The organism is Streptomyces sp. NPDC006368 (assembly GCF_040612535.1).
GTDB lineage: Bacteria > Actinomycetota > Actinomycetes > Streptomycetales > Streptomycetaceae > Streptomyces.
In genome coordinates this window covers 62926-86283 of sequence record NZ_JBEXQK010000013.1, presented here as the reverse complement: position 1 = coordinate 86283, position 23358 = coordinate 62926, and the positions used below count along the sequence as shown (strand labels likewise).

Genomic DNA, 23358 nt, shown 5'->3' with positions numbered 1-23358 from the left:
ATGTCCCAGGTCGGACACATGGGTGCTCGCGCGGCTGATCGGCATGCTGAGTTTGCACCACGCATATGCTTGACAAAACATCAACTTCGAAGATGGCCAGAATTCGACGCCGCCTGCCGACGCGCTTGTCGGCTGCCGCTTTCCGGGCGCGGCCCGGTACCGCCGGCCCTGGCGCGCCCGCCACCCCCGGCAGCCCCGCTGTCACGGAGCGTATGCGGTCGGGCCGTCCGGTCGTCCCGGACGTGACTGTCGGTACGGTAGGGGCGCCGATGTCAGACGACGAGGACGCAATGGGGGACGGTCCGGCATGAGGCTGAGAGAAGAGATCGCGGCCGTGCGCGGTGGCGCCGGGCGGGCGGAGCGGATGCTGGGTGAGTTCCGGCGTGCGGTTCTCCTCGCGCCGGTCGGCGACGGCGGGCTGATGTCCGGCGAACAGGGCGGCGTCCGCTGGTTGTACGCCTTCACCGACGAGGACGCCCTGGCGCGGTTCGCCGCCGCGCGCGGCATGGAGCCGTCCGCCGAGCTGGAGTACGTGTCGATCCTCGGCGCGCGGCTCGTGGACGCGGTCGTCCCCTCGCTCGACGGGCCGACGGGCGTCGCCGTGGACGTGGCGGACGAGGAGGGGGCGATGCTCTTCCCGCCGGTGAGCGGGATCGTCCCGGACGCGGTGGCCGTCGACGCGCCCACCGTCGACGCGCCCACCGCCGGGGCGCCCGCCCCGGCCGCGCCCGCCGCCGTCGAGGCGCCGCGCGTGGGGGGTGACCGATGAGCGGGGACAACAAGGACCTGGCGATGGACGCGGGCGCGGTGAAGAACATCACCGAGGGCCTGCGCGGCGCCGTGGCCGAGCTGCGGGAGATCGGCACCGCGGGCGGCGCTTCGATGGGGGCCGGGTTCGAGTCGCTGTCGATGACGGGCATGGAGGCCGGACACCCCGACGTGGCAGGGCACTTCGAGGACTTCTGCGAGCGCTGGGAGTGGGGAGTGCGGGCCCTGGTGCAGAACGCCAGCAGCCTGGCGGCCGGCCTCGGTATCGCCGCGGGCACGCTGTGGGAGGAGGACCAGTACATCCAGGGCGCCTTCAAGGTGGGCGCCAACTCCCTCTACGGCAACCCGCACGCCAACGAGGACGACATCGAGCAGAAGGCGTGGGGCGACATCTTCAGCGCCGACGTCTACAAGCCGGACTACAGCGCCGAGTCGTTCGCCAAGGCGCAGCAGAACATCGACGAGACCTGGCGGGCGACCGGGGAGAACCTCAAGGGCAAGGGGGCCATCGGGTCGCTCAACGACCTGGTGGAGCAGGCGAACGGCAACGGGGGCAAGAGCGGATGAGCTGGCGGGACTTCACCCCCGACTTCATCGAGGACGCGGGCGAGGATCTGGTCGAGGGGGCCGGTGACCTCGTCGAGTGGGCCGGTGACAAGACGGCCGACCTCGCCGAGGAGGTCGGCTGGGACAGCGGCGCGGACTGGATCCGGGACAAGAGCCGTTCGGTGGCCAATTCGATGGGCGCCGACGTGGCCGAGCTGGAGCTGGACCAGACCGAGGACCCCAAGAAGATCATTTACGGCAGCGTCGCCACCCTCCGCGCGAACGCCAAGCACCTGGGCGACCTCCGGACCAACTTCGACAAGGTCGGCAAGGGCATCAAGGGGCTGGACTCCAGCGCCATCAAGGGCGAGGCGGCCAACGCCTTCAGCGAGGCGATCGCCCAGGAGCCCCCGAAGTGGTTCAAGGCCGCCGACGCCTTCGAGAAGGCGCAGAGCGCGCTGACGCGGTTCGCCGAGACCGTGGAATGGGCGCAGGGGCGCGCCCAGGAGGCGATCGACGACTACAAGGCAGCGAAGAAGGCGTCCGAGGACGCCCGCGCCGCCTACAACAAGAAGGTCGACGAGTACAACGCCGCCCTCAAGGCCGGACAGGACGACCTTCCGCCCCGCCCCTCGGGCTTCACCGACCCCGGCGAGGCCGGCGTCAAGGCCGCCTACGACAAGGTGATCGAGGCCCGCAAACAGCGCAACGAGGCGGCGGAGCGGGCCCGTTCGGCGCTCGCCGCGGCCCGTGACGCCGCACCACCCAAACCGTCGTACGCGGAACAGGTCGGCGACGGCTTCGAAGCCATGACGATCGACGCCACCCACCTGGTGGGCGGTGTCGTCAAGGGCACCGCCGGCCTGGTCAACTTCGTCCGCTCGGTCAACCCGATGGACCCGTACAACCTGACCCACCCCGCCGAGTACATGATGAGTCTCAACTCGACGGCGGCGGGCCTGGTCAACGCGGTGAACGACCCGGTCGGCACCGCGAAGAACATGGTCGACGCCTTCATGAAGGACCCCGCCGAGGGCGTCGGCAAGCTCATTCCGGAGCTTCTCGGCACCAAGGGCCTGGGCGCGCTGAAGAAGGCCGCGACGGTGGGGAAGTACGCCGACGACCTCAAGCCGCCGGGCCGCGCGCAACTGGACAAGGACGGCCCCGACGCGCCGTCGCGCACCGACAAGGACAAGGTGTGCGTGGACGACCCGGTCGACGTGGCGACGGGCCGGATGGTCCTGCCGCAGACCGATCTGGTGCTGCCCGGCTCGCTGCCCCTGGTCTTCACGCGCACCTTCGAGTCGTCCTTCCGCGCCGGCCGCTGGTTCGGCCCGTCCTGGGCGAGCACGCTCGACCAGCGCCTGGAGGTCGACGCCCAAGGCGTGGTCCTCGTCGGCGAGGACGGCAGCCTCCTCGCCTACCCGCACCCCGCGCCGGGGCTCGCGGTGCTGCCCACGCACGGCCGGCGCTGGCCGCTGGCGCGCACGCCCGAGGGCGGGTTCACCGTCACCGACCCGGAGTCGGGCCGGGTGTGGCACTTCACCGCCGAGGGCGTGCTGGCCCAGCTGGACGACCGCAACGGCGCCTGGATCGCGTACGACCACGACGCCGACGGCGCGCCGACCGGGATCCGCCACAGCGGCGGCTACGAGGTCCGGATCACCACCGCCGACGGCCGTGTCACCTCACTGTCCCTCGCGGACGGGACGAAGATCCTCGACTACGCGTTCACCGGCGGGAACCTCACGGAGGTCGTCAACTCCTCCGGCCGACCGCTGCGGTTCGGCTACGACGAGCACGCCCGCGTCGTGTCGTGGACCGACACGAACGGCCGTCACTTCGACTACGCCTACGACGACCGCGACCGCTGCGTCGCCCAGTCCGGTACGCACGGGCACGTCAACTCCCGTTTCACCTACGAGGACGGGGTGACGACGGTCACCGGCGCCCTGGGGCACCGGCGCCGCTACCTCATCGACGACCGGGCGCACGTCGTCGCCGAGACCGACGCCAACGGCGCGACGACCCGTTTCGAGCGGGACCGGTTCAACCGGTTGGTGGGCCGCACCGATCCGCTGGGCCGGACGACCCGGATCGAGTACGACGAGCACGGCTGGGTCACCTCGGTCACCCGTCCCGACGGCCGCCGTACGACCATCGAGTACAACGACCTCGGTCTGCCGGTACGGGTGACGAAACCGGACGGCACGACGGTCCGACAGGAGTACGACGAGCGGGGCAACCGCACGTCGGTGACCGGGCCCTCCGGCACGACGCGGTTCACGTACGACGACCGGGGCCACCCGGCGTCGACGACCGACGCCCTGGGCAACACGACGTCGGTCCGGTGCGACGCCGCCGGTCTCGTGGTCGAGTCCACCGACGCGCTCGGCGGTGTCACGCGGTACGCGCACGACGCCTTCGGCCGCCCCGTCACGATCACCGATCCGCTCGGCCGGGTCACCCGCCTGACGTGGAGCGCCGAGGGCCGGCTGCTGCGCCGGGTGGAGCCCGACGGCAGCGAGCAGACGTGGACCTACGACGGTGAGGGCAACCTGCTCAGCCACACGGACCCCGCCGGCGGCCGGTCCGTGTACGAGTACGGCGACTTCGACCGGCTGGCGGCGCGGACGGGGCCGGACGGCGCGCGGTACGAGTTCACCCACGATCTCGAACTCCGGCTGACCCGGGTCACCGACCCGCGGGGCCTGACCTGGTCGTACGAGTACGACCCGGCGGGCCGGCTGGTCGCCGAGACGGACTTCGACGGCAGGACCCTGCGGTACGCGTACGACGCGACCGGCCAGTTGACGGCCCGGACCAACGCGCTCGGCGAGACGATCCACTACGCGTACAACGAGCTCGGCCAGATCGTCCGCAAGGACGTCGCCGGCGCCGTGACGACGTACGAGTACGACTTCTTCGACGAGCTGGCGCTGGCGACCGGACCGGACGCGACGCTGAGCCGGGTACGCGACCGCGCCGGGCTGCTGCGGTCGGAGACCGTCAACGGCCGCACGCTGAGCTTCGCGTACGACGAGCTGGGCCGCCCGGCCCGGCGCACGACGCCGACCGGCGCGGTGAGCGAATGGAGCCACGACGCGGCGGGCAACCGAGCGCGGCTGACCGCGTCGGGCCGCACGCTCACGTTCGAGCACGACGCCGCGGGCCGCGAGCTGACCCGTACGATCGGCTCGTCCGTCACCTTGTCGCACGGCTTCGACGAACTCGGCCGCCTCACCGACCAGCACCTGGTCGGACCCGACGGCCGCACCGTGCAGCGGCGCGGCTACAGCTACCGCGCGGACGGCCATCTGACCGCGGTGGACGACGCGATCAACGGCCGGCGCACCTTCACCCTGGACGCCGCCGCCCGGGTCACCGCGGTGGAGGCGGGCACCTGGGCCGAGCACTACGCCTACGACGCCGCCGGCAACCAGACCGCCGCCTCGTGGCCGGCCTCCCGCCCCGAGGCCGGGGTGGCCGCCGGTCCGCGCACCTACACCGGCAACCGCCTCACCGGCGCCGGCGGGCTGCGCTACGAGTACGACGCGCAGGGGCGCGTCATCCTGCGGCAGAAGACGCGCCTCTCCCGCAAGCCGGACACCTGGCGCTACGAGTGGGACGCGGAAGACCGCCTGGTGGGCGTGGTGACCCCGGACGGCACGGTCTGGCGCCACCTGTACGACCCGCTGGGGCGGCGCGTGGCCAAACAGCGGCTCTCCCCGGGCGGCGAGGTCGTGGAGGAGACGACCTTCACCTGGGAGGGCGCGACCCTGTGCGAGCAGACCACCGTGTCGCACGAGGGCGGCGCGCACCCGGTCACGCTCACATGGGATCACCGGGGCCTGCATCCCCTGACACAGCGGGAGCGCGTTCTCTCGGCGTCCCGGGAGGAAATCGCCGACCGCTTCTTCTCGATCGTGACCGACCTGGTGGGCACGCCCACCGAGCTCGTCGACGAGCACGGCGAGATCGCCTGGCGGACGCGTTCGACCGTGTGGGGAACGACGTTCTGGAACCGCGACGCGACGGCCTACACGCCACTGCGCTTTCCGGGCCAGTATTTCGACCCCGAAACCGAGCTGCACTACAACGTATTCCGTACGTACGACCCGGAGACGGCGCGGTACCTGACCCCCGACCCGCTGGGTCTGGCCCCGGCGCCCAACCCGGCGGCGTACGTCCACAATCCGCTCACGTGGTCCGACCACCTGGGTCTGGCTCCGGACGAATGCACGGTCACGGTCTATCGCAAGCAGACGGAACACCCGCTCAGCAAGCGGGTGCACATCGACGAGAACGGCAACGTCTCGATCACCGGCAACAACCAGCTGTACGTCAACATGAGCGGCGACATCCGACACACGGTGGAATTCCGGGGTGACGGCGGCCAGATCGTCTCCTTCGAGGTGCCGAAGAGTTTCGTCGACGAGATCCGCCAGAACGCGGTCCCGCAGAAACAACCGGACGACCTGGGCTTCACCAAGCAGGAATGGAAGCAGCTGAAGAAGTATTACCCCGAGATCTCCGACCCGACGATGGGTCCGGACCTCTACGGACTGCCGGGCGAGGTGATCGACAAAATGCGGAAAGTAATCATTCCGGGTTCTGGTAAGATCGTCCAGGATTTTGACTGAAAGTTGCGGAAAATGCTGCACGAAATCGAGGGTGTCGAGCAGGAGCGGTCGCGGGTTTCCCAGCGCCCCGAAATCGACCCCGGTGTCCCCCTGCTCGCGTATTTCGAGCTGGACGTGGCGGGCGCTCCCGACGCCTGCGCGCGCAGGCTGCGCGACGTCCTGGCCGCCGTGTACGACCTCGCCGTGCGGGAGGACTTCGACGAGGAGGAGCTGCCCGTCGACACCATCCCGGCCTGGTTCGCGGGTGCGTGCCGGGGTGGCGGTGGGACGGAGCCCTTCGCCGCCGAGGGCGGGGAGCGGTACACCGAGCGGACCGGCGACGGCCCCTGGGAGCTCCAGGACTGGCTGTCCCGCTTCGACCCCGAACTGGAGGCGAGGGGCTGGGCGTTCTGGGACCTGACCCGTTCCCCCGCCGGCGAGGGCCGGCTGCGGCTGTGGGTGGACACCTGGGGCGAGCCGTTCTTCTCCTGGGAGGAGCTGCGCTGGCTGACGTACACCTGCGGGGCGCGCTCCGTGGCGAACCCGGTGCTGGTCAAGCCCGAGGTATGGGCCGAGGAGACGTCCGTATGACCGAGGGCACCACCCCCACGCACGAGGTCCGCGCGGTCTTCACCGACGAGACCATCACGGTCTACCAGGCGTACGCGTCGCGGATCGCGGACCCCGCGCTGAAGGCGGGCACGTTCGTGGATCCGTTCAAGCGGACCCGCATGACGTGGATCAAGCCGTCCTTCCTGTGGATGATGTACCGCTGCGGGTGGGCCACGAAGCCCGACCAGGAGCGGGTCCTCGCCATCGACATCACCCGGGAGGGCTTCGAATGGGCGCTCGCGCACGCCTGCCTCAGCCACTTCGACCGGAAGCGCTTCGCCACCGAGGCCGAGTGGCGCGAGACCCTCAAGTCCAGCCCCGTCCGCGTCCAGTGGGACCCGGAGCGCGATCTCCGGCTGAACCCGCTGCCTCACCGCGCGATCCAGATCGGCCTGTCGGGCGAGGCGGTGGACCGGTACGTGGAGGGCTGGATCACCGCCATCCGGGACGTGACGCCGCTGGCCCACGACATCCACGCGGCCCTGACCGCCGGTGACCGGCCCGCCGCCGAGGCGCTGCTCCCCCCGGAGCGGGTGTATCCACTCCCCGCGCACCTCATCGACCGCGTCGCCCGGCACTGACACCGTGGTGACGGGGACCTCGTCCGAGGAGGAGGGGGCGCCGACGTGTTCGCCACGACGGCGGTGGGCCGGCCCACCACCCCGGCACGGAGCTGTACGGGTAGAGCGACACGCGCACCTCGTCCGGCTCTCTTGGAAGACCGGCCGCATCCGCCTCCGGATCAAGAGGTCCGGGACCGGCCGTCGGGTGTGCCCGACGTGCTCAGGTTCGCCGTCATACGCCAGGCCAGCCCACGAAAGCGGGCCACGAAGCACCGGATTCTCCCCAGGGTGGGGTGCCGCCCGTCCATCATGTCCACTCCGCCCCGGGCCCTCCGGCCTCGTCGCCGCATGTGATCGCAGCGCGTGTACCCCGGATCGCGCGCGTCATTCCGCAATCGTCCGGGCCGGGTGTCGCCCGGCCCGGTGGCGGCCGGCCGGCCGGCCGGCCGCGACGTACGTCAGGCGGTGGGCGACCGGGAGGCGTCCGGCGCTCGGGCTACGACCGTCGGCGGGGTTTGCCGCGCTTGCCGCCCTTGGTGCCGCCGGAGCCGGGGCGCGGGCTCTTCCCGCCCGACTTGGCGGCGGGCTTCCGGGGGGCGCCGGCCTTGTCGGGGCGCTTTTCCTTCGGCTGTGCCGGGGCGGCGGGACGGCGGCCCCGGGTGCTGTTGACGGTCCGCCCCCGGACGATCCCGATGAAGTCCTCCACCAGGTCGGTCGTCGCGTCCTCGGGCCACGACAGCGCGACGCGCGACTGGGGCACGTCCGTGAGGGGCCGGTACGTGAGGTCCTTGCGGTGGTGCAGGCGGGCGAGGGACTGCGGGACGACGAGCAGGCCCACCCCGGCCGCCACCAGCTCGATCGCGTCCGCCGTCGTGGCGGGACGCTCGATCGCGGGCCGGCCCGGGGGCCCCTTCCAGTCGAGGGTGTCGTCGAGCGGATGGAACACGACCTCGTCGGCCAGGTCCGCGGCGGACACCTCGTCGACCGCGGCCACGACGTGGTCCTTCGGGACCACGACCACCGTCGTCTCGGCGTAGAGAGGGATCGCGCTGAGGTCGGTCCCGCCGACCGGCAGCCGGACGAGGCCCGCGTCGGCGTCGCCGCGGCGCAGGACGTCCGGTGCCTCGGCGGCGGACACCGCGACGAGGGCGAGCGGGATGTCCGGCAGGCGCTCCTGCCAGATCCGCACCCACTTGGCGGGCGTCACGCCCGGTACGTACGCGAGGCGGAACGACGGGGGTACCTCCGAGCCTGTCACCGGTCCAGGTTACCGGGCGTGGTCAGAGGTGGTGCACATGCTCGATATCCTTGACGTCATGACGTCGCACCAGAGCACCCAGACCATGAAGCCCGCGACTGCGGCGAAGAAGCTGGGTGTGTACCTCGAAGCCACCCCCGCGGAGTTCCAGGAGGGTGTCGTCACCCGCGACGAGCTGAGCGCCCTGCAGGCCGATCCGCCGGAGTGGCTGCGGGAGCTGCGGCGCGACGGCCCCCACCCGCGGCCCGTGGTCGCGGCGAAGCTGGGCATCTCGATCTCGGGCCTCGCCCGTGGCGGGATCACCGAACCGCTGACCACGGAGCAGATCGAAGCGCTGAAGCAGCAGGCTCCGGAGTGGCTCCAGAAGGAACGCGCCACCCAGGCCGAGGTGCGGAAGGAAGCCGCGCGGATCAAGGCCAAGCGCGCGGAGGGCGCCGACAGCGGTCGCTGACCCCCGCCCCGCCGCCCCGGGGCGGCGCGCGCCGGGCACGGCCCTCGGGGAAGCAGGACCGGGACGGGCCCGAGACCGGGCCGGTCAGGACCACGACCAGGATCGGGATCGCCAGGATCCGGGGCAGGCCGGCGGAGCCCTCGGCACGTCATGGGGACACGCCGGCTCAAGGGGTCGTGATGAACCCCTTGAAGAGGACGTCCCGCATCTCGGCGTAGCGCTGCATGAGGTCCGCGCGCCCGCTCAGGACGTCCGAGATGTGCTGCATGCCGAAGAACGCGGAGACGATGACGCGGGCCAGCGCGGCCGGGTCCGTGTCCGCGCGCAGCTGGCCCGCCTCGCGCGCGTCCTCGATCAGCTCGGCCAGCGTGGCCTCCCAGCCCACGAACGGCCGGGGCAGGTTCGCCGCGATCAGGGACCGCTCGATCTGGAGGCGCGCGCCCGCCTGGACCATACGGTCGGAGGCGAAGGCCTCGGCCGTACCGTCCATGACCGCCAGCAGCCTCTCCAGCGGGCTGACCCGCTGCGTCCGCACCCGCTCCACGATGGGCTGCCACCGGTTGTAGTGCTCCTGGACGACGGCCGTGGCGAGCGCCTCCTTGTTGCCGAAATGGAAATACACGGCGCCCTTGGTCAGTGAGGCGCGCTCGGCGACGGCCTGGAGCGACACCGCCGGATATCCCTCCTCGGCGAATACGGCGGCGGCGACGTCGAGGATGAGCTGCTTGGTGCGCCGGGACCGTTCCTGCTTGGGCTCCTTGTCCACCGGCACCGAGATGGACGGGCGCTTCGCTTCCGTCGCCGTATTCGAGTGGTCCATCCCCGCGCCTCCTTGTTCCGGGAAATCGGAATCCATGAGGTTCCTGTCCCTCCCCTCGCAATATACCGTCGTGAAGGTATATTTTCCGATCGCCGTATGCGGTTTCCGGCCACCCGGGCCCGCGCCCGGTACCGGGGAAGCGCGCGTGGCGACTTTTGCAATGAACCGATGTTGACCGGAAATTGAGGGCCCTTCATGTCCGTCGCCACAGGTGCCGCCTCCGACGCCGTCCGTCCCGGACACCACTGGGCCCACCGCGCCGCGGCCGAGGCCTCGGCCCGGGCGGCGGACGCCGAGGACGCGCGCACGCTCCACACGGAGACGGTCACCGCGCTCGTCGACGCCGGATTCCCGCGCCACTTCGTCCCACGGCGCTTCGGCGGGGCCACCGGCACGTTCACCGACCTCCTCGAAGCGGTCGCCCTCGTGGGCGAGCGGTGCACCTCCGCGGCCTGGTGTGCCGCGCTGCTGGCCGCGCACGGGCGCCTCGCCGCCCACCTGCCCGCTCAGGCGCTGCACGACCTGTGGGGCGCCGGCCCCGACGTGCCCATCGCCGCCGCCGTCGTACCCCCCGCCGGAACCCTCACCCGGAGCGCCGGCGGATGGCGCCTGTCGGGGCGCTGGAACCTCGCCAGCGCCGTCGACCACGCCGCGTGGATACTCCTGACGTCCCTGGAGCACACCGACGACGGACCGAGCCGGCGCGTCCTCGTTCTGCCCCGCCGGGACATCCGCGTCGAGGACACCTGGAACAACGCCGGCCTGCGCGGCACCGGAAGCCACAGCGTCACCGTGGACGAGGCCTTCGTGCCCGACCACCGCACCGTCGACCTCGACACCGTGGCGGCCGGTCTGCGCGCCACCGACGCCGCCCGCTGCCACCGCATCCCGTACACGCTCGTCGCCTCGCTCATCTTCGCCGCACCCGCCCTCGGCGCCGCGCGGGGGGCGCTGCGCTCCTGGACCGCGCTCACCCGCGCCCGTACCGCGGCCGACGGCCGGCCCGCCCTCCACGACGGCACCTTCCAGGACGTGCTGGCCCGCTCCTCCGCCGAGATCGACGCCGCCCAACTCCTCCTGGAGCGCGCCGCCCACCGGGCCGACCACGCGCCCCTCGGCGATCTTCCCGTGGCGGTCAACATGCGGGACGCCGCGATGGCCGTCGACTGGCTCACCACCGCCACCGACCGCCTCTACCGCAGCGCCGGAGCCCGCGCCCAGAGCCACACCTGCGACCTCCAGCGCTTCTGGCGGGACATCCACGCCGTGGCCGCACACGCGGCGGTCCAGCTCGCGCCGGCCGCGGCGGCGTACGCGCGGGAAACGCTGGCCGGCTGATCCCACCACGCCGCCCCGAGCGGCGCGCCGGGGGCGGCGGCGCCCGGTACCGGTGCGGTGGGGCGGCGTCAACTCCGCGGGTTTGCAGTTTTCTGACCTGGCGTCAACTCGCCACCGAGGCATAGGTTTCGGCCGTGCCGCGCATGCTGTGGTCAACCCCGATTCTCCCGGGTTCACCGCACCCCCTCGCCCGGAGGTCACGCATGCGCCGTCGCTTCACCGCCCCGCTGGCCGCGCTCGCCCTCGCGCTGCCCACCGCCCTCCTCCCGGCCGACGAGGCGACGGCGGCCCCGGCGGACAGGGAGCGCGTGCTCGCCTCGTGGACACAGACCGACGTGAGCAGCTACCGCGCCTGGTACGCCGCCCGGAGGAACCAGACGGCGTGGAGCGCCTACGGCTTCGACTGGTCGACCGACTACTGCTCCAACTCGCCCGACAACCCGCTCGGGTTCCCCTTCAAGCACGCCTGCGCGCGGCACGACTTCGGCTACCGCAACTACAAGGCGCTCGGCGCCTTCCCCGTCCACAAGCCCAGGCTGGACCGGGCCTTCCACGCCGACATGAGCCACGTCTGCGCGACCTACACCGGCTCGACGCGCGCCACGTGCGACAGCACGGCCTGGACCTACTACCAAGCCGTCGTCATCTTCGGCAGGTCCCCGATCGTGGACGACACCTCCGTCGTCCGCACCTGACACCCGGCACCCGCGCACCCCCCGGCCCGCCGCGCATGCGCCACCCGGCGGGTCCGGAGCATCCTGGAGACATGGTCCGAACCAACGAGGAGATCCGGGCCCTGCTCCAGGAGTACGCCGACCTCATCGCGATCACCGGAGGCGACGCCTTCAAGGCGCGCGCCTACGAAAAGGCCGCCCGCGCGGTCGGCGGCTACCACGCGGACGTCTCCACGCTCGACGCCCGGCAACTGCGCGACATCCCCAACGTCGGCGCGTCCATCGCCCGCAAGATCGCCGAATTCCTGGAATCCGGACACGTCTCCGCCATCGAGGAGCGGCGCGACGCCATCCCGGCCGGCGTCCGTGAGCTGATCTCCATCCCCATGCTCGGCCCCAGGAAGGCCATGGTGCTCCACGAGGAGCTCGGCATCTCCTCCGTCGACCAGCTGCTCGACGCCATCCACCAGGAGCGGCTGCGCGACCTGAAGGGGTTCGGCGAGAAGACCGAGGCGAACATCCTCCACGGCATCTCCCTGATGCGGAAGGCGGGCGACCGGATCCTCCTCGACGCCGCCATGGACACCGCCGAGCAGATCGTCGCCGAGCTGTCCGGCATCACGGGCTGTGAGAGGTGCTGCTACGCCGGGTCACTGCGCCGTATGCGGGAGACCATCGGCGACATCGACATCCTCGTGGCCGCGACCCGCTCCGCGCCGGTCATGGAGGCCCTCGGCACGCTCCCGTACACCGCCGAGATCATCGCGCACGGCGGGAAGAAGACCTCCATCCGCACGACCAAGGGCCTCCGGATCGACGTCCGCGTGCTGCCCCCCGACTCCTGGGGCGCCGGGCTCCAGTACTTCACCGGCTCCAAGGCGCACAACATCCGCACCCGCGAGATCGCCGTGCGCCACAAGCTCAAGCTCTCCGAGTACGGTCTCTTCCACGCCGCGAGCGGCAAGAGGATCACCTCCGAGACGGAGGAGGACATCTACGCCCGTCTCGGCCTGCCCTGGATCCCGCCCACCCTGCGCGAGGACCGCGGCGAGATCGCCGCAGGCCTGCGGGGCGAGCTCCCCGACCTCCTCCGGCCGAGCGACATCAAGGGTGACCTGCACACCCACACCGACCTCACCGACGGCCTCGCCCCGCTGGAGGAGATGGTCGCCGCGGCGGCCGGCCTCGGCTACGCCTACTACGCCGTCACCGACCACGCCCCGGACCTCGCCATGCAGCGCATGACCAAGGAGAAGATCCTCGCCCAGCGAGAGCGCGTACGGCGGCTGGACCGCGCCCACGGCGGGATGCGGCTGCTGCACGGCACCGAGCTCAACATCGGCCCGGACGGCACGGTGGACTGGCCCGACGACTTCCTGGCGACCTTCGACCTGTGCGTGGCCTCCGTCCACTCCCACTTCAACCAGAGCCGGCAGGCCCTGACCCGTCGCCTCGTACGCGCCTGCGAGAACCCGCACGTCACCGTCCTCGGCCACCCCACCACCCGGCTGCTCGGCAAACGACCGGGGCTCGACGCCGACTTCGACGCGGTTTTCGAAGCCTGCGCCCGCACCGGCACCGCGCTGGAGATCAACGCGCACCCCGACCGCCTCGACCTGTGCGACGAGGACATCCTGCGCGCGAAACGGTACGGCGTGAAGTTCGCCGTGAACTCCGACGCGCACGCCGTACCCCACCTGCCGTACATGCGCTACGGCGTCGGCACGGCCCAGCGCGGCTGGCTCACCCCCGACGACGTCATCAACACCTGGCCGCTGACCAGGCTGCGCCGCTTCCTGCGACAGGGCGCCGCCGTCGCGTAAGGGTGAACGGCGTTGATCCACGCGCGCCATGGTGGGGCGAGGAGTGTCTGGTAGCGTCGAAAACCCTGCACCACTTGACCACGGAAAACGGGTGTGCGATGTCCGACGGCGCGAGTGTCTGGGAAGTGCGGCTGGGAATCCACGCGACGGAGAAGCAGGCCGAAGAGGTCAAGGAAGCCATCACCAGGCTGCTGTGCCCGGATCCCGACCACGCCCCGCCCTGCCCCATCCCGTGGTCCGTGATGCTGCTCCACGCGACGGACCTCCCCGACGGCGAGGCGTACGCCGAACTCGTCGAGCAGGCCCGTGTCGAGGCCGGCGACGGCCGGTAGCGGTCGGCCACCAGGAACAGGCCCCGTCCGCTCTCGCTCGGCTCCCTCGTGTCGCAGTTGGGCCGAACGGGTGAGGCGGGCGAGGATAGGCGTATGAGTAGGTACGAGAGGTACGACGTCACCGACGAACAGTGGGAAGGCCTGGCCCAGGTAGTCCCGCTTCGGGGGCGCAACGAGTGGCCGTCCAGGATCGACCACCGTACGATCCCGCAGGACTACGAGGCCGCCGAGCAGCGCCGCATGGTCGTACTGCGCGTGCAGGTCTTCGCGGACGCGCGTGAGGTGGCCGAATACCTGATCGCGCAGATCCCGGTGCTGCTGGACCTCACCGGCGCCGACACCGAAGTCGCCAAGCGGGTCCTGGACTTCAGCAGCGGGGTGGTCTTCGGGCTCGGCAGCGGCATGCACCGCGTCGACCGCAACGTCTTCCTGCTGGCGCCGGTGGGCACGGAGGTCGAGGGAGCCGCGGCGGCGGCTGTCCCTCATTCGTAGGAAGGCTGTTCGGGCGGAACGGTTCGGCGGGGGCCGGCGCCGGCGCGTGACCGTACGGTCCGGCCATGGACTCGACCGGCCCCACGGGCCCCGCTCACCCCACCGGTTCCGCTCATTTCGTCGACCCCGCCGACGACGCCGCTCCGGCCGACGCTGTTCGTCCCGCCCGGCCCGTGCTCACCGAACTGCGGCTCTCCACCTTCAAGAGGCACCGCAGGGCGGTCTTCCCGCTCGGCCCCGTCACGCTCTTCACCGGGGCGAGCGGCAGCGGCAAGACGAGCGCGTTACAGGCGTACGAGGCGCTGGCGTCGCTGGGCGCGGGCGCCGCGCTCGACCGGGCGTTCCCGGACCCGTCCGCCTGCGTGCCCGAGCGCGCGGCGGCCGACGCCCAGGGCCGCCGGGGCTTCCGGATCGGCTGCACCGTCGACGGCCCGGCCGGACCCGTCCGCCTCGACCTCGCGATCCAGGCGGAGCCCGAATTGCGCATCGTGGGGGAGCGGCTGACGGACGGCGACGGGCGGACGCTGCTGACCACCGCCCTGCGCGACCCGCGCCGGCGCACCGTGCAGGCCGAGTGGCACACGGCCGGCCTGGTCCCGGTGACCCGGGCGCCGCTGCCCGACGACCGGCTCGCCACGGCGCTGCTGCCGCTGCGGGTGGCCGGCCGGACGGAGGGCCAGCGCCGGGTGCTGGCCGCCGCCGAACAGGTCGTCGTGGCGCTGCGGTCCGTCTTCCCCTGCGACCCGCAGCCGCAGCGGATGCGGGCGCCGGTGGCGGCGGGGGAGGGGCGGCTGAGGCGCGGCTGCGACAACCTCGCGGAGGTGCTGCACCGCACGCGCGCCGACTGCGCGCGGCGCCACGCCCGGCTGGCGGCCGTCGCCCGCGCGGGGTGCGCGGGACCCGTACGGGACGTGGGCGTCGAGGAACTCGCGGACGGGACGGTGCGGGCGGTGCTCGACCGGGGCACCGGCGCACCGGGCGGTGGCGCAGCGGGCGCCGGATCGCCGCTGGAGCGGCTCGGGGAGGGGGAGTTGCGCTACCTCGCGCTCGCCCTGGTGCTGCTCACCGGGCCCGGCGTGCTCGCCATGGATCAGGCGGCGGAGGTGCCCGACGCCATGCAGACGCTCACCGTCCTCGCGGACGGCTTCGACCGGGACCTGGACCGGCGACAGGCCCGCGAACTGGTGGAACTGGCCGCGGGCATCTGCGCGGACGGCCACATGCGGCTGGTGGGGGCGGTCGGTGAGACGGGGGCGCGGGCCGCCCGCGGGCGGGAGGGGGTGACGGTGGTAGACCTGAGGGCGTGACAGAACTGGATGTACGGGGATTGCAGCGCAGGCTGGCCGAGTTCGCGGCGTCACGGGAGTGGCAGCCGTACCACACGCCGAAGAACCTGGCCACGGCGCTGAGCGTCGAGGCGGCCGAACTGCTGGAGATCTTCCAGTGGTTGACGCCGGAGGAAGCGGCGCGGGTGATGGAGGAGCCGGAGACGGCGCACCGCGTCGAGGACGAGGTGGCGGACGTGCTCGCGTACCTGCTGCAGTTCTGCGGCGTGCTGGGCGTCGATCCGCTGGCCGCGCTCTCCGCGAAGATCGACCGGAACGAGCTCCGCTTCCCCGTGGGACGGCCGCCGGGCCGCGCCGCACGCAAGGATCGTCACTCTCCGGAGTGATCGAGTTATGCACACTGAGCTTCCTGTCCACAGATTTCCGAATTCCCCTGGCTTTTTGGTCCATTCGGCTTCACTCTGGGTAATGAACCTGTGGGCGGAAAGTCATATGAACGGGGGCGGCGGACATGGATGCGGAACGACTCATCGCGACCGGCCGGGGTGCCCTGGCGGAGAGCCGGGTGGCGCTCGACATCGTGGCGGAGGCGTGGCAGGCGCAGGCGCTGGCGCAGGCCATCGGGAACCATCTGGCGCTCTGCGGACCGGCGGAGCTCCGGAATGAGGCGCGCGGCCTGGGGGAGATCGGCGGACGAGGCGGCACCGTGCCCGACCACCCGGCGCTGCGCGGTGGCCTGCGGGCCACGCGGCTGACGGGGATCACGGATGTGCGCGGCGTGTTACTGGGGCTCGGCGCGCTGTTGGGGGAGGTGGGCATGGCGCTCGTCGGCGTGGCCTGCGCCACCGACGAGGAAGGGCTGTACTGGCAGTGCATCGAGGCGATCGACGCGGCCGACGAGTCGAGCGACCGGGTGCGCGCCATGCTGCGCCGGCTGTCGGAGCGGCAGCGCGACAGACCGTCCGGCGCGGAACGCGACCGTGACCTCCGTGTCGACCGGCGGGACATACCCGACAGGAGGGCCCCCGACGCTGGACCGGCCCCTGTCCCGGCCGCTGTCCCGGCACCCCTCCCGACGGATCCGACAGCGGACCTGACGGACCTGACGGACCTGGCTGAGCTGGCGGCAGACCTCTCGGCAGACCTCTCGGCTGACCTCTCGAATCTGACCGGACTGACCGCCAGACCGGACCCCGCGGACTCGACGGCGGGACCGCCCTGACCGGGGAACCGAGCGGGACCGGGTCGGGCGGAGACGTCAGGTGGCCGGGCCCTTTGGGGCGGAGCCGTCGGTGGGGGTGCGGGTGCTGTCGGTTGTGGAGTGGAGGTCGGCGTCGAGCCGCGAGAGGTCGGCGGTGAGCGCCGCCATCAACTCCTCCATCTGTCGCAGCAGACCCTGCGGGGCGCCGGCGCCCAGTTGTTCCGCCATGGCTTCCCGCGACATGGCGGCGTCCTCGGCCCAGTCCCTCCCCGCCGGGGCAGGACCACATGGGAGAACGACGCGCCGACAGCTCCCGCCGGCACGCGGGCCGGGTGGTCCGGCTCCAGCCGAGCCAACGACAGGCACCGGCCGGCGGTCACCGGGCCCGGCGATCCTCACCCGGGCGGGCCCGCGCCGTGACGTCCGTTCGACAGGGCAGGATGGAGGCATGGAACTGCGCATCTTCACCGAGCCCCAGCAAGGGGCCGGTTACGACACCCTGTTGACCGTGGCCAAGGCCACCGAGGACCTCGGCTTCGACGCCTTTTTCCGCTCGGACCACTATCTGCACATGGGCGACGTGGACGGCCTGCCCGGCCCGACCGACGCCTGGATCACCCTGGCCGGTCTGGCTCGTGAGACCAAGCGCATCAGGCTCGGGACGCTCATGACCGCGGCGACGTTCCGGCTGCCGGGCGTGCTCGCCATCCAGGTGGCGCAGGTGGACCGGATGTCGGGCGGCCGGGTCGAACTCGGGCTGGGCGCCGGCTGGTACGAGGAGGAGCACCGGGCCTACGGCATCCCCTTCCCCAAGGAGAAGTTCGCCCGCCTCGAGGAGCAGTTGGCGATCGTCACGGGGCTGTGGGGTACGGAGGCCGGCAAGACCTTCTCGTACGAGGGCGAGTACTACCGGCTGACCGACTCGCCCGCGCTTCCGAAGCCGGCCCAGGCCAAGGTGCCGGTGCTGATCGGCGGCCACGGCGCCACGCGCACGCCGCGGCTGGCCGGGACGTACGCCGACGAGTTCAACATGCCGTTCTCCTCGGTGGAGGACACCGAGCGGCAGTTCGGCCGGGTCCGGGCGGCGGCGGAGGCGGCCGGGCGCGCGGCGGACGACCTGGTGTACTCCAACGCCCTGGTGGTCTGCGTGGGCAAGGACGACGCCGAGGTGGCGCGTCGTGCGGCGGCGATCGGCAGGGAGGTGGACGAGCTGAAGGAGAACGGCCTCGCGGGCTCCCCCGCCGAGGTCGTCGACAAGATCGGCCGCTATGCCGCGGTGGGCTCGTCCCGCGTCTACCTCCAGATGTTGGACCTGTCCGACCTGGACCATCTGGAGCTGATCGCGTCCCAGGTCCAGTCCCAGCTCTCCTGACCGCCGGGGCGCGCGGGGGCCTGCCTCCCACAGGGCCCCCGCCCTTGCCCCGGGGCCCCCGCCCTTGCCCCGGGGCCCGCGGGAGGGCCCCGGGGAGCGGCGACTACAGGCGGGGGTCGACCGGTTCCGACTCCAGGGCGAGGACCGCGAAGACCGCCTCGTGGACGCGCCACAGCGGCTCGCCGCCGGCCAGGCGGTCGAGGGCCTCCAGGCCGAGGGCGTACTCGCGCAGCGCCAGGGAGCGCTTGTGGGCGAGGAACCGGTTGCGCAGGCGCTCGAGGTTGTCGGGCCGGGTGTACTCGGGACCGTAGATGATCCGCAGGTACTCACGGCCGCGGCACTTGATGCCGGGCTGGACCAGGCGGCCCTTGCCGTCACGGGTGAGCGCCCGCAGCGGCTTGACCACCATGCCCTCGCCGCCGCGGCCGGTCATCTCCAGCCACCAGTCGACACCGGCGTCCACCGACGCCTCGTCGCCGGTGTCGACGTACAGACGGCGCGTGGTGTGCAGCAGACCGGTGGCGTCGTGCTCCACCATGCGGTCGATGAGAGCCAGTTGCTCGTCGTGCGGAAGCGCGGCGAGGCTGCGGCCCCGCGCGGCGAGGATCTGGAACGGTGCCAGCCGGACGCCGTCCAGGCCGTCGGTGGTCCAGCAGTAGCGGCGGTACGCGTCCGTGAAGGCGGCGGCGTCCGCTGCCCGTTCGCGCTGCCGGGCCGGCAGGTCGCCGACCTCGACGCCCCGCGCGGCGGCGGCTTCGAGCGCCGCGAGGGCGGCGGGGAACGCGGCGGACGCGGCGGCGCCCACCGCCGCGTACTGGCCGCGCAGCAATCCTGACGCCTTGAGGGACCAGGGCATCAGCTCGGCGTCCAGCAGCAGCCAGTCGGTCTCCAGCTCGTCCCACAGGCCGGCCGCCGTCGTCGCGGCGCGCAGCCGCCCGAGGATCTCCTCGGTGACGGCCGCGTCGTCGAAGAACGGCCGCCCGGTGCGGGTGTAGAGGGAGCCGGTGACTCCTTCCGCGCCGAAGCGCTCCCGTGCCACGTCCGCGTCCCGGCACACCAGGGCGACGGCGCGCGACCCCATGTGCTTCTCCTCGCACACGACCCGTTCGACGCCGTCGGCGGCGTAGGCGGCGAAGGCCTCGGCCGGGTGTTCCAGGAACCCGTCGCGGCGGGACGTCGCGGTGGGCGCCATGGTCGGCGGCAGGTACGGCACGAGCCGCGGGTCGACGGCGAAGCGGCTCATGACCTCCAGCGCCGCCGCGGCGTTCTCCTCGCGCACGCCCACGTTGCCCGCGTGCCGCGTCTCCACGACGCGCCGCCCGCGCACGTCGGCCAGGTCGAGCGGCCGGCCCTGGTGGCCGCCCGGCGCCTCCGTGGTGAGAGGCCGCACCGGTTCGTACCAGACCTTCTCGGCCGGTACGTCGACGAGCTCCCGCTCGGGCCAGCGCAGCGCGGTCATCTTCCCGCCGAACACCGCTCCGGTGTCGAGGCAGATGGTGTTGTTGATCCAGGTGGTGTTCGGCACGGGCGTGTGGCCGTAGACGACCGCGGCGCGGCCCCGGTATTCCTCGGCCCACGGGTAGCGCACGGGCAGCCCGAACTCGTCGGTCTCGCCGGTCGTGTCGCCGTACAGCGCGTGCGAGCGCACCCGTCCCGAGGTGCGGCCGTGGTACTTCTCCGGGAGGCCCGCGTGGCAGACGACGAGCCTGCCCTCGTCGAGGACGTAGTGGCTGACGAGCCCGTCGATGAACTCCCGCACCCGCGCGCGGAACTCCTCGCTCTCGCCCTCCAGCTGCGCGATCGTCTCGGCGAGGCCGTGCGTGTGCTGGACGTTCCTTCCCTTGAGCCAGCGGCCGAGCTTGTTCTCGTGGTTGCCGGACACGCACAGCGCGTTCCCGGACGCCACCATGCCCATCACGCGGCGCAGCACGCCCGGGCTGTCGGGGCCGCGGTCGACGAGGTCGCCGACGAAGACCGCCGTACGCCCTTCGGGGTGGGCCCCGTTCTCGTACCCCAGCGTGGCGAGCAGCGTCTCCAGCTCCGAGGAGCAGCCGTGGATGTCGCCGATGATGTCGAACGGACCGGTCAGGTGGCGCAGGTCGTTGAACCGTTTCTCCAGGACGACCTCGGCCGCCTCGACCTCCTCCACGCTGCGCAGCACGTGCACCTTGCGGAAGCCCTCACGCTCCAGGCCGCGCAGCGAGCGGCGCAGCTCGCGGCGGTGGCGCTGGATGACATGACGGGGCATGCCGGCCCGGTCGGGGCGGGTCGCGTTGCGTTCGGCGCACACCTCCTCCGGCAGGTCGAGGACGATGGCGATGGGCAGCACGTCGTGTTCGCGCGCCAGCCGTACCAGCTGCCGGCGGCTCTCCTGCTGCACGCTCGTGGCGTCGACGACGGTCAGCCGGCCGGCCGCGAGCCGCTTGCCCGCGATGTGGTGCAGGACGTCGAAGGCGTCGCGGCTCGCGCTCTGGTCGTTCTCGTCGTCGGCGACCAGTCCGCGGCAGAAGTCCGAGGAGATGATCTCGGTCGGCTTGAAGTGCCTGCGCGCGAAGGTCGACTTGCCCGAGCCCGTGGCGCCGATGAGCACGACGAGGGACAGGTCGGTGACCGGGAGCCTGCGGGGTGTGGTCACGGTGGTCATGCGGCCTTCTCCTCGTGTGCGGCCAGGGTGAACACGGCCATCTGCGTCGGCGGACCCACCTCGGGGTCCTCGGGCCCGACGGGGGCGAACTCCACTCCGTACCCGTGTCGTTCGGCGACGGCCCGGGCCCAGGCGCGGAACTCCTCGCGCGTCCACTCGAACCGGTGGTCGCCGTGGCGCGCGTGCCCGGCCGGGAGGGACTCCCAGCGCACGTTGTACTCGACGTTCGGCGTGGTCACGAGCACGGTGCCGGGCCGGGCGGCGCCGAAGACGGCGTACTCCAGCGCGGGCAGCCGCGGCAGGTCCAGGTGCTCGATGACCTCGCTGAGCACCGCCGCGTCGTACCCCTTGAGCCGTTTGTCGGTGTACGCGAGCGAGCCCTGCAGGAGCGTCACGCGCTCCGCCTGCCGCTCGCCCATGCGCTCGATCCGCAGCCGCCGCGCGGCCAGGGACAGCGCCCGCATCGACACGTCGACACCGACGATCTCGGTGAAGCGGGGGTCCTTGAGCAGCTCCCGCACCAACTGGCCCTGCCCGCAACCGAGGTCGAGCACCCGGCTCGCCCCCGCGGCGCGCAGCGCCTCGATGATCGCCTCGCGCCGCCGGACCGCCAGCGGGACCGGCTTCTCCTCGGTGTCGGTGGTCTCGTCGACGGCGTTGTCGATCTCCTCGACGTCGCTGTCGTCCGCCGCGGCCAGCCGCGCCAGTTCGATCCGCTCCATGGCCTCGCGCGTCAGCGACCAGCGGCGGGCCAGATAGCGGCTGGTGATCAGCTTGTGCTCGGGGTGCTCGGGCAGCCAGCCCTCGCCGACCCGCAGCAGCTTGTCGACCTCGTCGGGGGACACCCAGTAGTGCTTGGCGTCGTCCAGCACGGGCAGCAGCACGTACAGGTGCCGCAGCGCGTCGGAGAGCCGCTGGTCGCCCTCCAGGACCAGCCGTACGTACCGCGAGTCGCCCCACTCGGGGAACCGCTCGTCCAGCGCGATCGGGTCCGCCGTCACCGCCCAGCCCAGCGGCTCGAACAGCGCGCGCACCAGGTCGGCGCCGCCGCGCGCCGGCAGCGCCGCCACCTCGACGCGCAGCGGCAGCGGCTGCCCGACCAGATGCGGGCGGGCGGCGCACTGCCCCTTCAGCGCGCTGGAGAACACGTTGCCGAGGGCGACGGCGAGCAGGGAGGAGGCGGCGTACGGGCGGTCGTTCACATACTGCGCGAGCGCCTGGTCGGGCGCGCCGCCGCGGCCCTTGCCCTTCCCGCGGCGCACGAGCGCGACCGGGTCCACCTCCAGCAGGAGCGCGGCCGTGCAGCGCTCGGCGGACGCCTCGGGGTAGAGGACGTGGGCCGTGCCGTAGGAGGTGGAGAACGCCTGCGCCTTGTCCGGATGCTTGTGCAGCAGGAAGCCGAGCTCGGTGGCGGGGCGTTCAGGGGTGCCGGTCGTACTGATCGTCAGGAACACAGGTCCGAGTATCACCGAGCGTGACCTGACCCACCACGGGATTTCAGCCGCGCGTGATCCGGGGGCGCGTGGGAGGCGCACGGGGGCGCACGTGAAGGATCACCGTTTCACGCTCGCTGCGGTGTGTTGACGCAGGTCCGGCAAGCCCATACGTTCATCACCCACATGGAGTGACGCGCCATCAACTCTGTTACTCCGCAGGCAAGTTAGGTGCGAACAGGCGCACGGTTGCACGTACGTACGGACGGCGGTGTCCCCCCGGCAAGGCCAGCCCGACCACGGGCGAGGGGAACGGTGCGCGGGGGTGAACGATGAGTCTTTTCGGCCAGGATCGCGGCTTTCTGGAAGCCCTCACTCCGCAGGACCGCCGGTCACTGCTCGCCGAGGGCGCCCCGCGTACGTACGAGCCCGGCGAGGTGATGATCCGGGAGCGTGACACCACGGCCTATGTGCTCGCCCTGCTCTCCGGCTGGGCCGTCGTCTCCGTCGAGACCGACCGCGCGGCCCGGCTCATCCTCGCACTGCGCGGCGCGGGCGAGGTCGTCGGCGACCTGGCCGCCGTCGACCGGGGCCCGCGCAGCGCGACCGTCACCGCGCTCGGCCGGGTGGAGGCGGTGTCCATCTCGGGCGACCGGTTCCGGCGGTTCCTGACCGCCCGGCCGCACGCCGCGTCCCTGATCATGCGACAGCTCAGCGCCCGGCTGCGCAGCGCCGACGTCGAGCGCCGCTCGCTCGCCTCCGGCACCGTCCTCCAGCGGCTCGCCGCACGGCTCGCCGAACTCGCCGAGCGGGCCGGCCGCCCCGGCGGGGACGGCACCGCGATCGAACTGCCCCAGCACGACCTGGCCGCCGCCATAGGCGCCACCCGGGAGGCGGTCGCCAAGGCCCTGCGGCTGCTGCGCGAACGGAACGTCGTCCGCACCGCCCAGCGCAGAGTCGTCGTCATCGACATGCCCGTACTGCTGCTGCTCGCCCGGGGCAGGGCGCTGCCGGGGACGGCGACCGCGGAGAAACATCCGCCGGGTGTGTAAACGGCTACATCGCGGGCCGCCGCGCGCGGCCAGGCTGGTCCCGTCACCACAGCCACAGGGCATCACACGGC

The 23358-nt window shown here is 72.2% G+C and carries 20 protein-coding genes and 1 pseudogene; 16 read left to right on the top strand and 5 right to left on the bottom strand.

Features of this window, described 5'->3' with window-relative positions; all coding sequences use genetic code 11:
- Nucleotides 1-307 precede the first annotated feature (307 nt).
- The 5 genes from ABZZ38_RS13145 to ABZZ38_RS13125 are packed head-to-tail and all read left to right on the top strand — an operon-like array spanning nt 308 to nt 7129.
- Nucleotides 308-769, top strand: a complete 462-nt coding sequence (locus tag ABZZ38_RS13145) for an SseB family protein (protein WP_356738836.1) — start codon at nt 308-310, stop codon at nt 767-769.
- The gene (locus ABZZ38_RS13140; protein ID WP_356738834.1) at nt 766-1335 is read left to right on the top strand and encodes a hypothetical protein; all 570 of its coding nucleotides are present in this window, start codon (nt 766-768) and stop codon (nt 1333-1335) included. The genes ABZZ38_RS13145 and ABZZ38_RS13140 overlap by 4 nt, the downstream gene beginning before the upstream one ends.
- Nucleotides 1332-5957, top strand: a complete 4626-nt coding sequence (locus ABZZ38_RS13135) for a putative T7SS-secreted protein (protein WP_356738832.1) — start codon at nt 1332-1334, stop codon at nt 5955-5957. Before ABZZ38_RS13140 ends, ABZZ38_RS13135 begins: the two co-directional genes overlap by 4 nt.
- Nucleotides 5958-5969: 12 nt before the next feature.
- Nucleotides 5970-6527 carry a hypothetical protein gene (locus ABZZ38_RS13130; RefSeq protein WP_356738830.1) on the top strand — a complete coding sequence of 186 codons (558 nt, stop codon included), beginning with the start codon at nt 5970-5972 and terminating at the stop codon, nt 6525-6527.
- Nucleotides 6524-7129, top strand: a complete 606-nt coding sequence (locus ABZZ38_RS13125; protein WP_356738828.1) for a DUF4291 domain-containing protein — start codon at nt 6524-6526, stop codon at nt 7127-7129. The genes ABZZ38_RS13130 and ABZZ38_RS13125 overlap by 4 nt, the downstream gene beginning before the upstream one ends.
- Nucleotides 7130-7607: 478 nt before the next feature.
- On the opposite strand, the gene ABZZ38_RS13120 is transcribed toward ABZZ38_RS13125, so the two are convergent.
- On the bottom strand, nt 7608-8369 hold the full coding sequence (locus ABZZ38_RS13120; protein ID WP_356738826.1) for a LysR family transcriptional regulator substrate-binding protein: 762 nt from the start codon (nt 8367-8369) through the stop codon (nt 7608-7610).
- A gap of 37 nt (nt 8370-8406) precedes the next feature.
- Between ABZZ38_RS13120 and ABZZ38_RS13115 the strand changes: the two genes are divergently transcribed.
- On the top strand, nt 8407-8820 hold the full coding sequence (locus ABZZ38_RS13115) for a DUF5997 family protein (protein WP_356738824.1): 414 nt from the start codon (nt 8407-8409) through the stop codon (nt 8818-8820).
- Nucleotides 8821-8986: 166 nt separating this feature from the next.
- Here the strand turns inward: ABZZ38_RS13115 and ABZZ38_RS13110 are convergent, their stop codons facing one another.
- A complete protein-coding gene (locus ABZZ38_RS13110; RefSeq protein ID WP_356738822.1) occupies nt 8987-9640 on the bottom strand; it encodes a ScbR family autoregulator-binding transcription factor in 654 nt (217 codons plus the stop codon).
- Between the two features lie 195 nt (nt 9641-9835).
- Here ABZZ38_RS13110 and ABZZ38_RS13105 point away from each other — a divergent pair, with 195 nt between their 5' ends.
- The 8 genes and pseudogenes from ABZZ38_RS13105 to ABZZ38_RS13070 form a co-directional block, all read left to right on the top strand.
- Entirely contained in the window at nt 9836-10978 is a 1143-nt protein-coding gene (locus ABZZ38_RS13105; RefSeq protein ID WP_356738820.1) for an acyl-CoA dehydrogenase family protein, read from the top strand.
- Nucleotides 10979-11181: 203 nt separating this feature from the next.
- Nucleotides 11182-11673, top strand: coding sequence for a phospholipase (locus tag ABZZ38_RS13100; protein ID WP_356738818.1), 492 nt, complete (start codon nt 11182-11184; stop codon nt 11671-11673).
- A 71-nt stretch (nt 11674-11744) separates the two neighbouring features.
- On the top strand, nt 11745-13475 hold the full coding sequence (polX, locus tag ABZZ38_RS13095) for a DNA polymerase/3'-5' exonuclease PolX (RefSeq protein WP_356738816.1): 1731 nt from the start codon (nt 11745-11747) through the stop codon (nt 13473-13475).
- Between the two features lie 74 nt (nt 13476-13549).
- Nucleotides 13550-13807 (top strand): hypothetical protein, encoded by a 258-nt coding sequence (locus ABZZ38_RS13090; RefSeq protein WP_356738814.1) that lies wholly within the window; start codon nt 13550-13552, stop codon nt 13805-13807.
- A gap of 93 nt (nt 13808-13900) precedes the next feature.
- Nucleotides 13901-14299 carry a cell division protein SepF gene (locus tag ABZZ38_RS13085; protein ID WP_356738812.1) on the top strand — a complete coding sequence of 133 codons (399 nt, stop codon included), beginning with the start codon at nt 13901-13903 and terminating at the stop codon, nt 14297-14299.
- Between the two features lie 65 nt (nt 14300-14364).
- Nucleotides 14365-15606 carry an ATP-binding protein gene (locus ABZZ38_RS13080; RefSeq protein WP_356738811.1) on the top strand — a complete coding sequence of 414 codons (1242 nt, stop codon included), beginning with the start codon at nt 14365-14367 and terminating at the stop codon, nt 15604-15606.
- Complete coding sequence (locus ABZZ38_RS13075) at nt 15603-15971, top strand: nucleotide pyrophosphohydrolase (RefSeq protein ID WP_356738810.1); 369 nt, start codon at nt 15603-15605, stop codon at nt 15969-15971. Before ABZZ38_RS13080 ends, ABZZ38_RS13075 begins: the two co-directional genes overlap by 4 nt.
- A 125-nt stretch (nt 15972-16096) precedes the next feature.
- Nucleotides 16097-16540, top strand: a pseudogene (locus ABZZ38_RS13070) (DUF6099 family protein); the annotation flags it as partial.
- Between the two features lie 303 nt (nt 16541-16843).
- Here the strand turns inward: ABZZ38_RS13070 and ABZZ38_RS13065 are convergent.
- A complete protein-coding gene (locus ABZZ38_RS13065; RefSeq protein ID WP_356738809.1) occupies nt 16844-17029 on the bottom strand; it encodes a hypothetical protein in 186 nt (61 codons plus the stop codon).
- 205 nt (nt 17030-17234) lie between these two features.
- On the opposite strand from ABZZ38_RS13065, the gene ABZZ38_RS13060 reads away from it, so the two are divergent.
- Nucleotides 17235-18158 (top strand): LLM class F420-dependent oxidoreductase, encoded by a 924-nt coding sequence (locus ABZZ38_RS13060; RefSeq protein WP_356738808.1) that lies wholly within the window; start codon nt 17235-17237, stop codon nt 18156-18158.
- Nucleotides 18159-18261: 103 nt separating this feature from the next.
- Here the strand turns inward: ABZZ38_RS13060 and ABZZ38_RS13055 are convergent, their stop codons facing one another.
- Both ABZZ38_RS13055 and ABZZ38_RS13050 read right to left on the bottom strand, forming a co-directional pair.
- The gene (locus ABZZ38_RS13055) at nt 18262-20802 is read right to left on the bottom strand and encodes a polynucleotide kinase-phosphatase (protein ID WP_356738807.1); all 2541 of its coding nucleotides are present in this window, start codon (nt 20800-20802) and stop codon (nt 18262-18264) included.
- A complete protein-coding gene (locus ABZZ38_RS13050) occupies nt 20799-22256 on the bottom strand; it encodes a 3' terminal RNA ribose 2'-O-methyltransferase Hen1 (RefSeq protein WP_356738806.1) in 1458 nt (485 codons plus the stop codon). The genes ABZZ38_RS13055 and ABZZ38_RS13050 overlap by 4 nt, the downstream gene beginning before the upstream one ends.
- 311 nt (nt 22257-22567) lie before the next feature.
- Here ABZZ38_RS13050 and ABZZ38_RS13045 point away from each other — a divergent pair, with 311 nt between their 5' ends.
- The gene (locus ABZZ38_RS13045; RefSeq protein WP_356738805.1) at nt 22568-23287 is read left to right on the top strand and encodes a Crp/Fnr family transcriptional regulator; all 720 of its coding nucleotides are present in this window, start codon (nt 22568-22570) and stop codon (nt 23285-23287) included.
- Nucleotides 23288-23358 lie beyond the last annotated feature (71 nt).

What these genes read in the sequence shown, in the direction of transcription:
- ABZZ38_RS13065 (WP_356738809.1), bottom strand. Translation starts at nt 17,029, where the DNA reads ATGTCGCGGGAAGCCATGGCGGAACAACTGGGCGCCGGCGCCCCGCAG.
- ABZZ38_RS13110 (WP_356738822.1), bottom strand. Translation starts at nt 9,640, where the DNA reads ATGGACCACTCGAATACGGCGACGGAAGCGAAGCGCCCGTCCATCTCG.
- ABZZ38_RS13115 (WP_356738824.1), top strand. Translation starts at nt 8,407, where the DNA reads ATGCTCGATATCCTTGACGTCATGACGTCGCACCAGAGCACCCAGACC.
- ABZZ38_RS13145 (WP_356738836.1), top strand. Translation starts at nt 308, where the DNA reads ATGAGGCTGAGAGAAGAGATCGCGGCCGTGCGCGGTGGCGCCGGGCGG.
- ABZZ38_RS13125 (WP_356738828.1), top strand. Translation starts at nt 6,524, where the DNA reads ATGACCGAGGGCACCACCCCCACGCACGAGGTCCGCGCGGTCTTCACC.
- ABZZ38_RS13055 (WP_356738807.1), bottom strand. Translation starts at nt 20,802, where the DNA reads ATGACCACCGTGACCACACCCCGCAGGCTCCCGGTCACCGACCTGTCC.
- ABZZ38_RS13130 (WP_356738830.1), top strand. Translation starts at nt 5,970, where the DNA reads ATGCTGCACGAAATCGAGGGTGTCGAGCAGGAGCGGTCGCGGGTTTCC.
- ABZZ38_RS13080 (WP_356738811.1), top strand. Translation starts at nt 14,365, where the DNA reads ATGGACTCGACCGGCCCCACGGGCCCCGCTCACCCCACCGGTTCCGCT.
- ABZZ38_RS13100 (WP_356738818.1), top strand. Translation starts at nt 11,182, where the DNA reads ATGCGCCGTCGCTTCACCGCCCCGCTGGCCGCGCTCGCCCTCGCGCTG.
- ABZZ38_RS13105 (WP_356738820.1), top strand. Translation starts at nt 9,836, where the DNA reads ATGTCCGTCGCCACAGGTGCCGCCTCCGACGCCGTCCGTCCCGGACAC.
- ABZZ38_RS13135 (WP_356738832.1), top strand. Translation starts at nt 1,332, where the DNA reads ATGAGCTGGCGGGACTTCACCCCCGACTTCATCGAGGACGCGGGCGAG.
- ABZZ38_RS13060 (WP_356738808.1), top strand. Translation starts at nt 17,235, where the DNA reads ATGGAACTGCGCATCTTCACCGAGCCCCAGCAAGGGGCCGGTTACGAC.
- ABZZ38_RS13140 (WP_356738834.1), top strand. Translation starts at nt 766, where the DNA reads ATGAGCGGGGACAACAAGGACCTGGCGATGGACGCGGGCGCGGTGAAG.
- ABZZ38_RS13085 (WP_356738812.1), top strand. Translation starts at nt 13,901, where the DNA reads ATGAGTAGGTACGAGAGGTACGACGTCACCGACGAACAGTGGGAAGGC.
- ABZZ38_RS13045 (WP_356738805.1), top strand. Translation starts at nt 22,568, where the DNA reads ATGAGTCTTTTCGGCCAGGATCGCGGCTTTCTGGAAGCCCTCACTCCG.
- polX (WP_356738816.1), top strand. Translation starts at nt 11,745, where the DNA reads ATGGTCCGAACCAACGAGGAGATCCGGGCCCTGCTCCAGGAGTACGCC.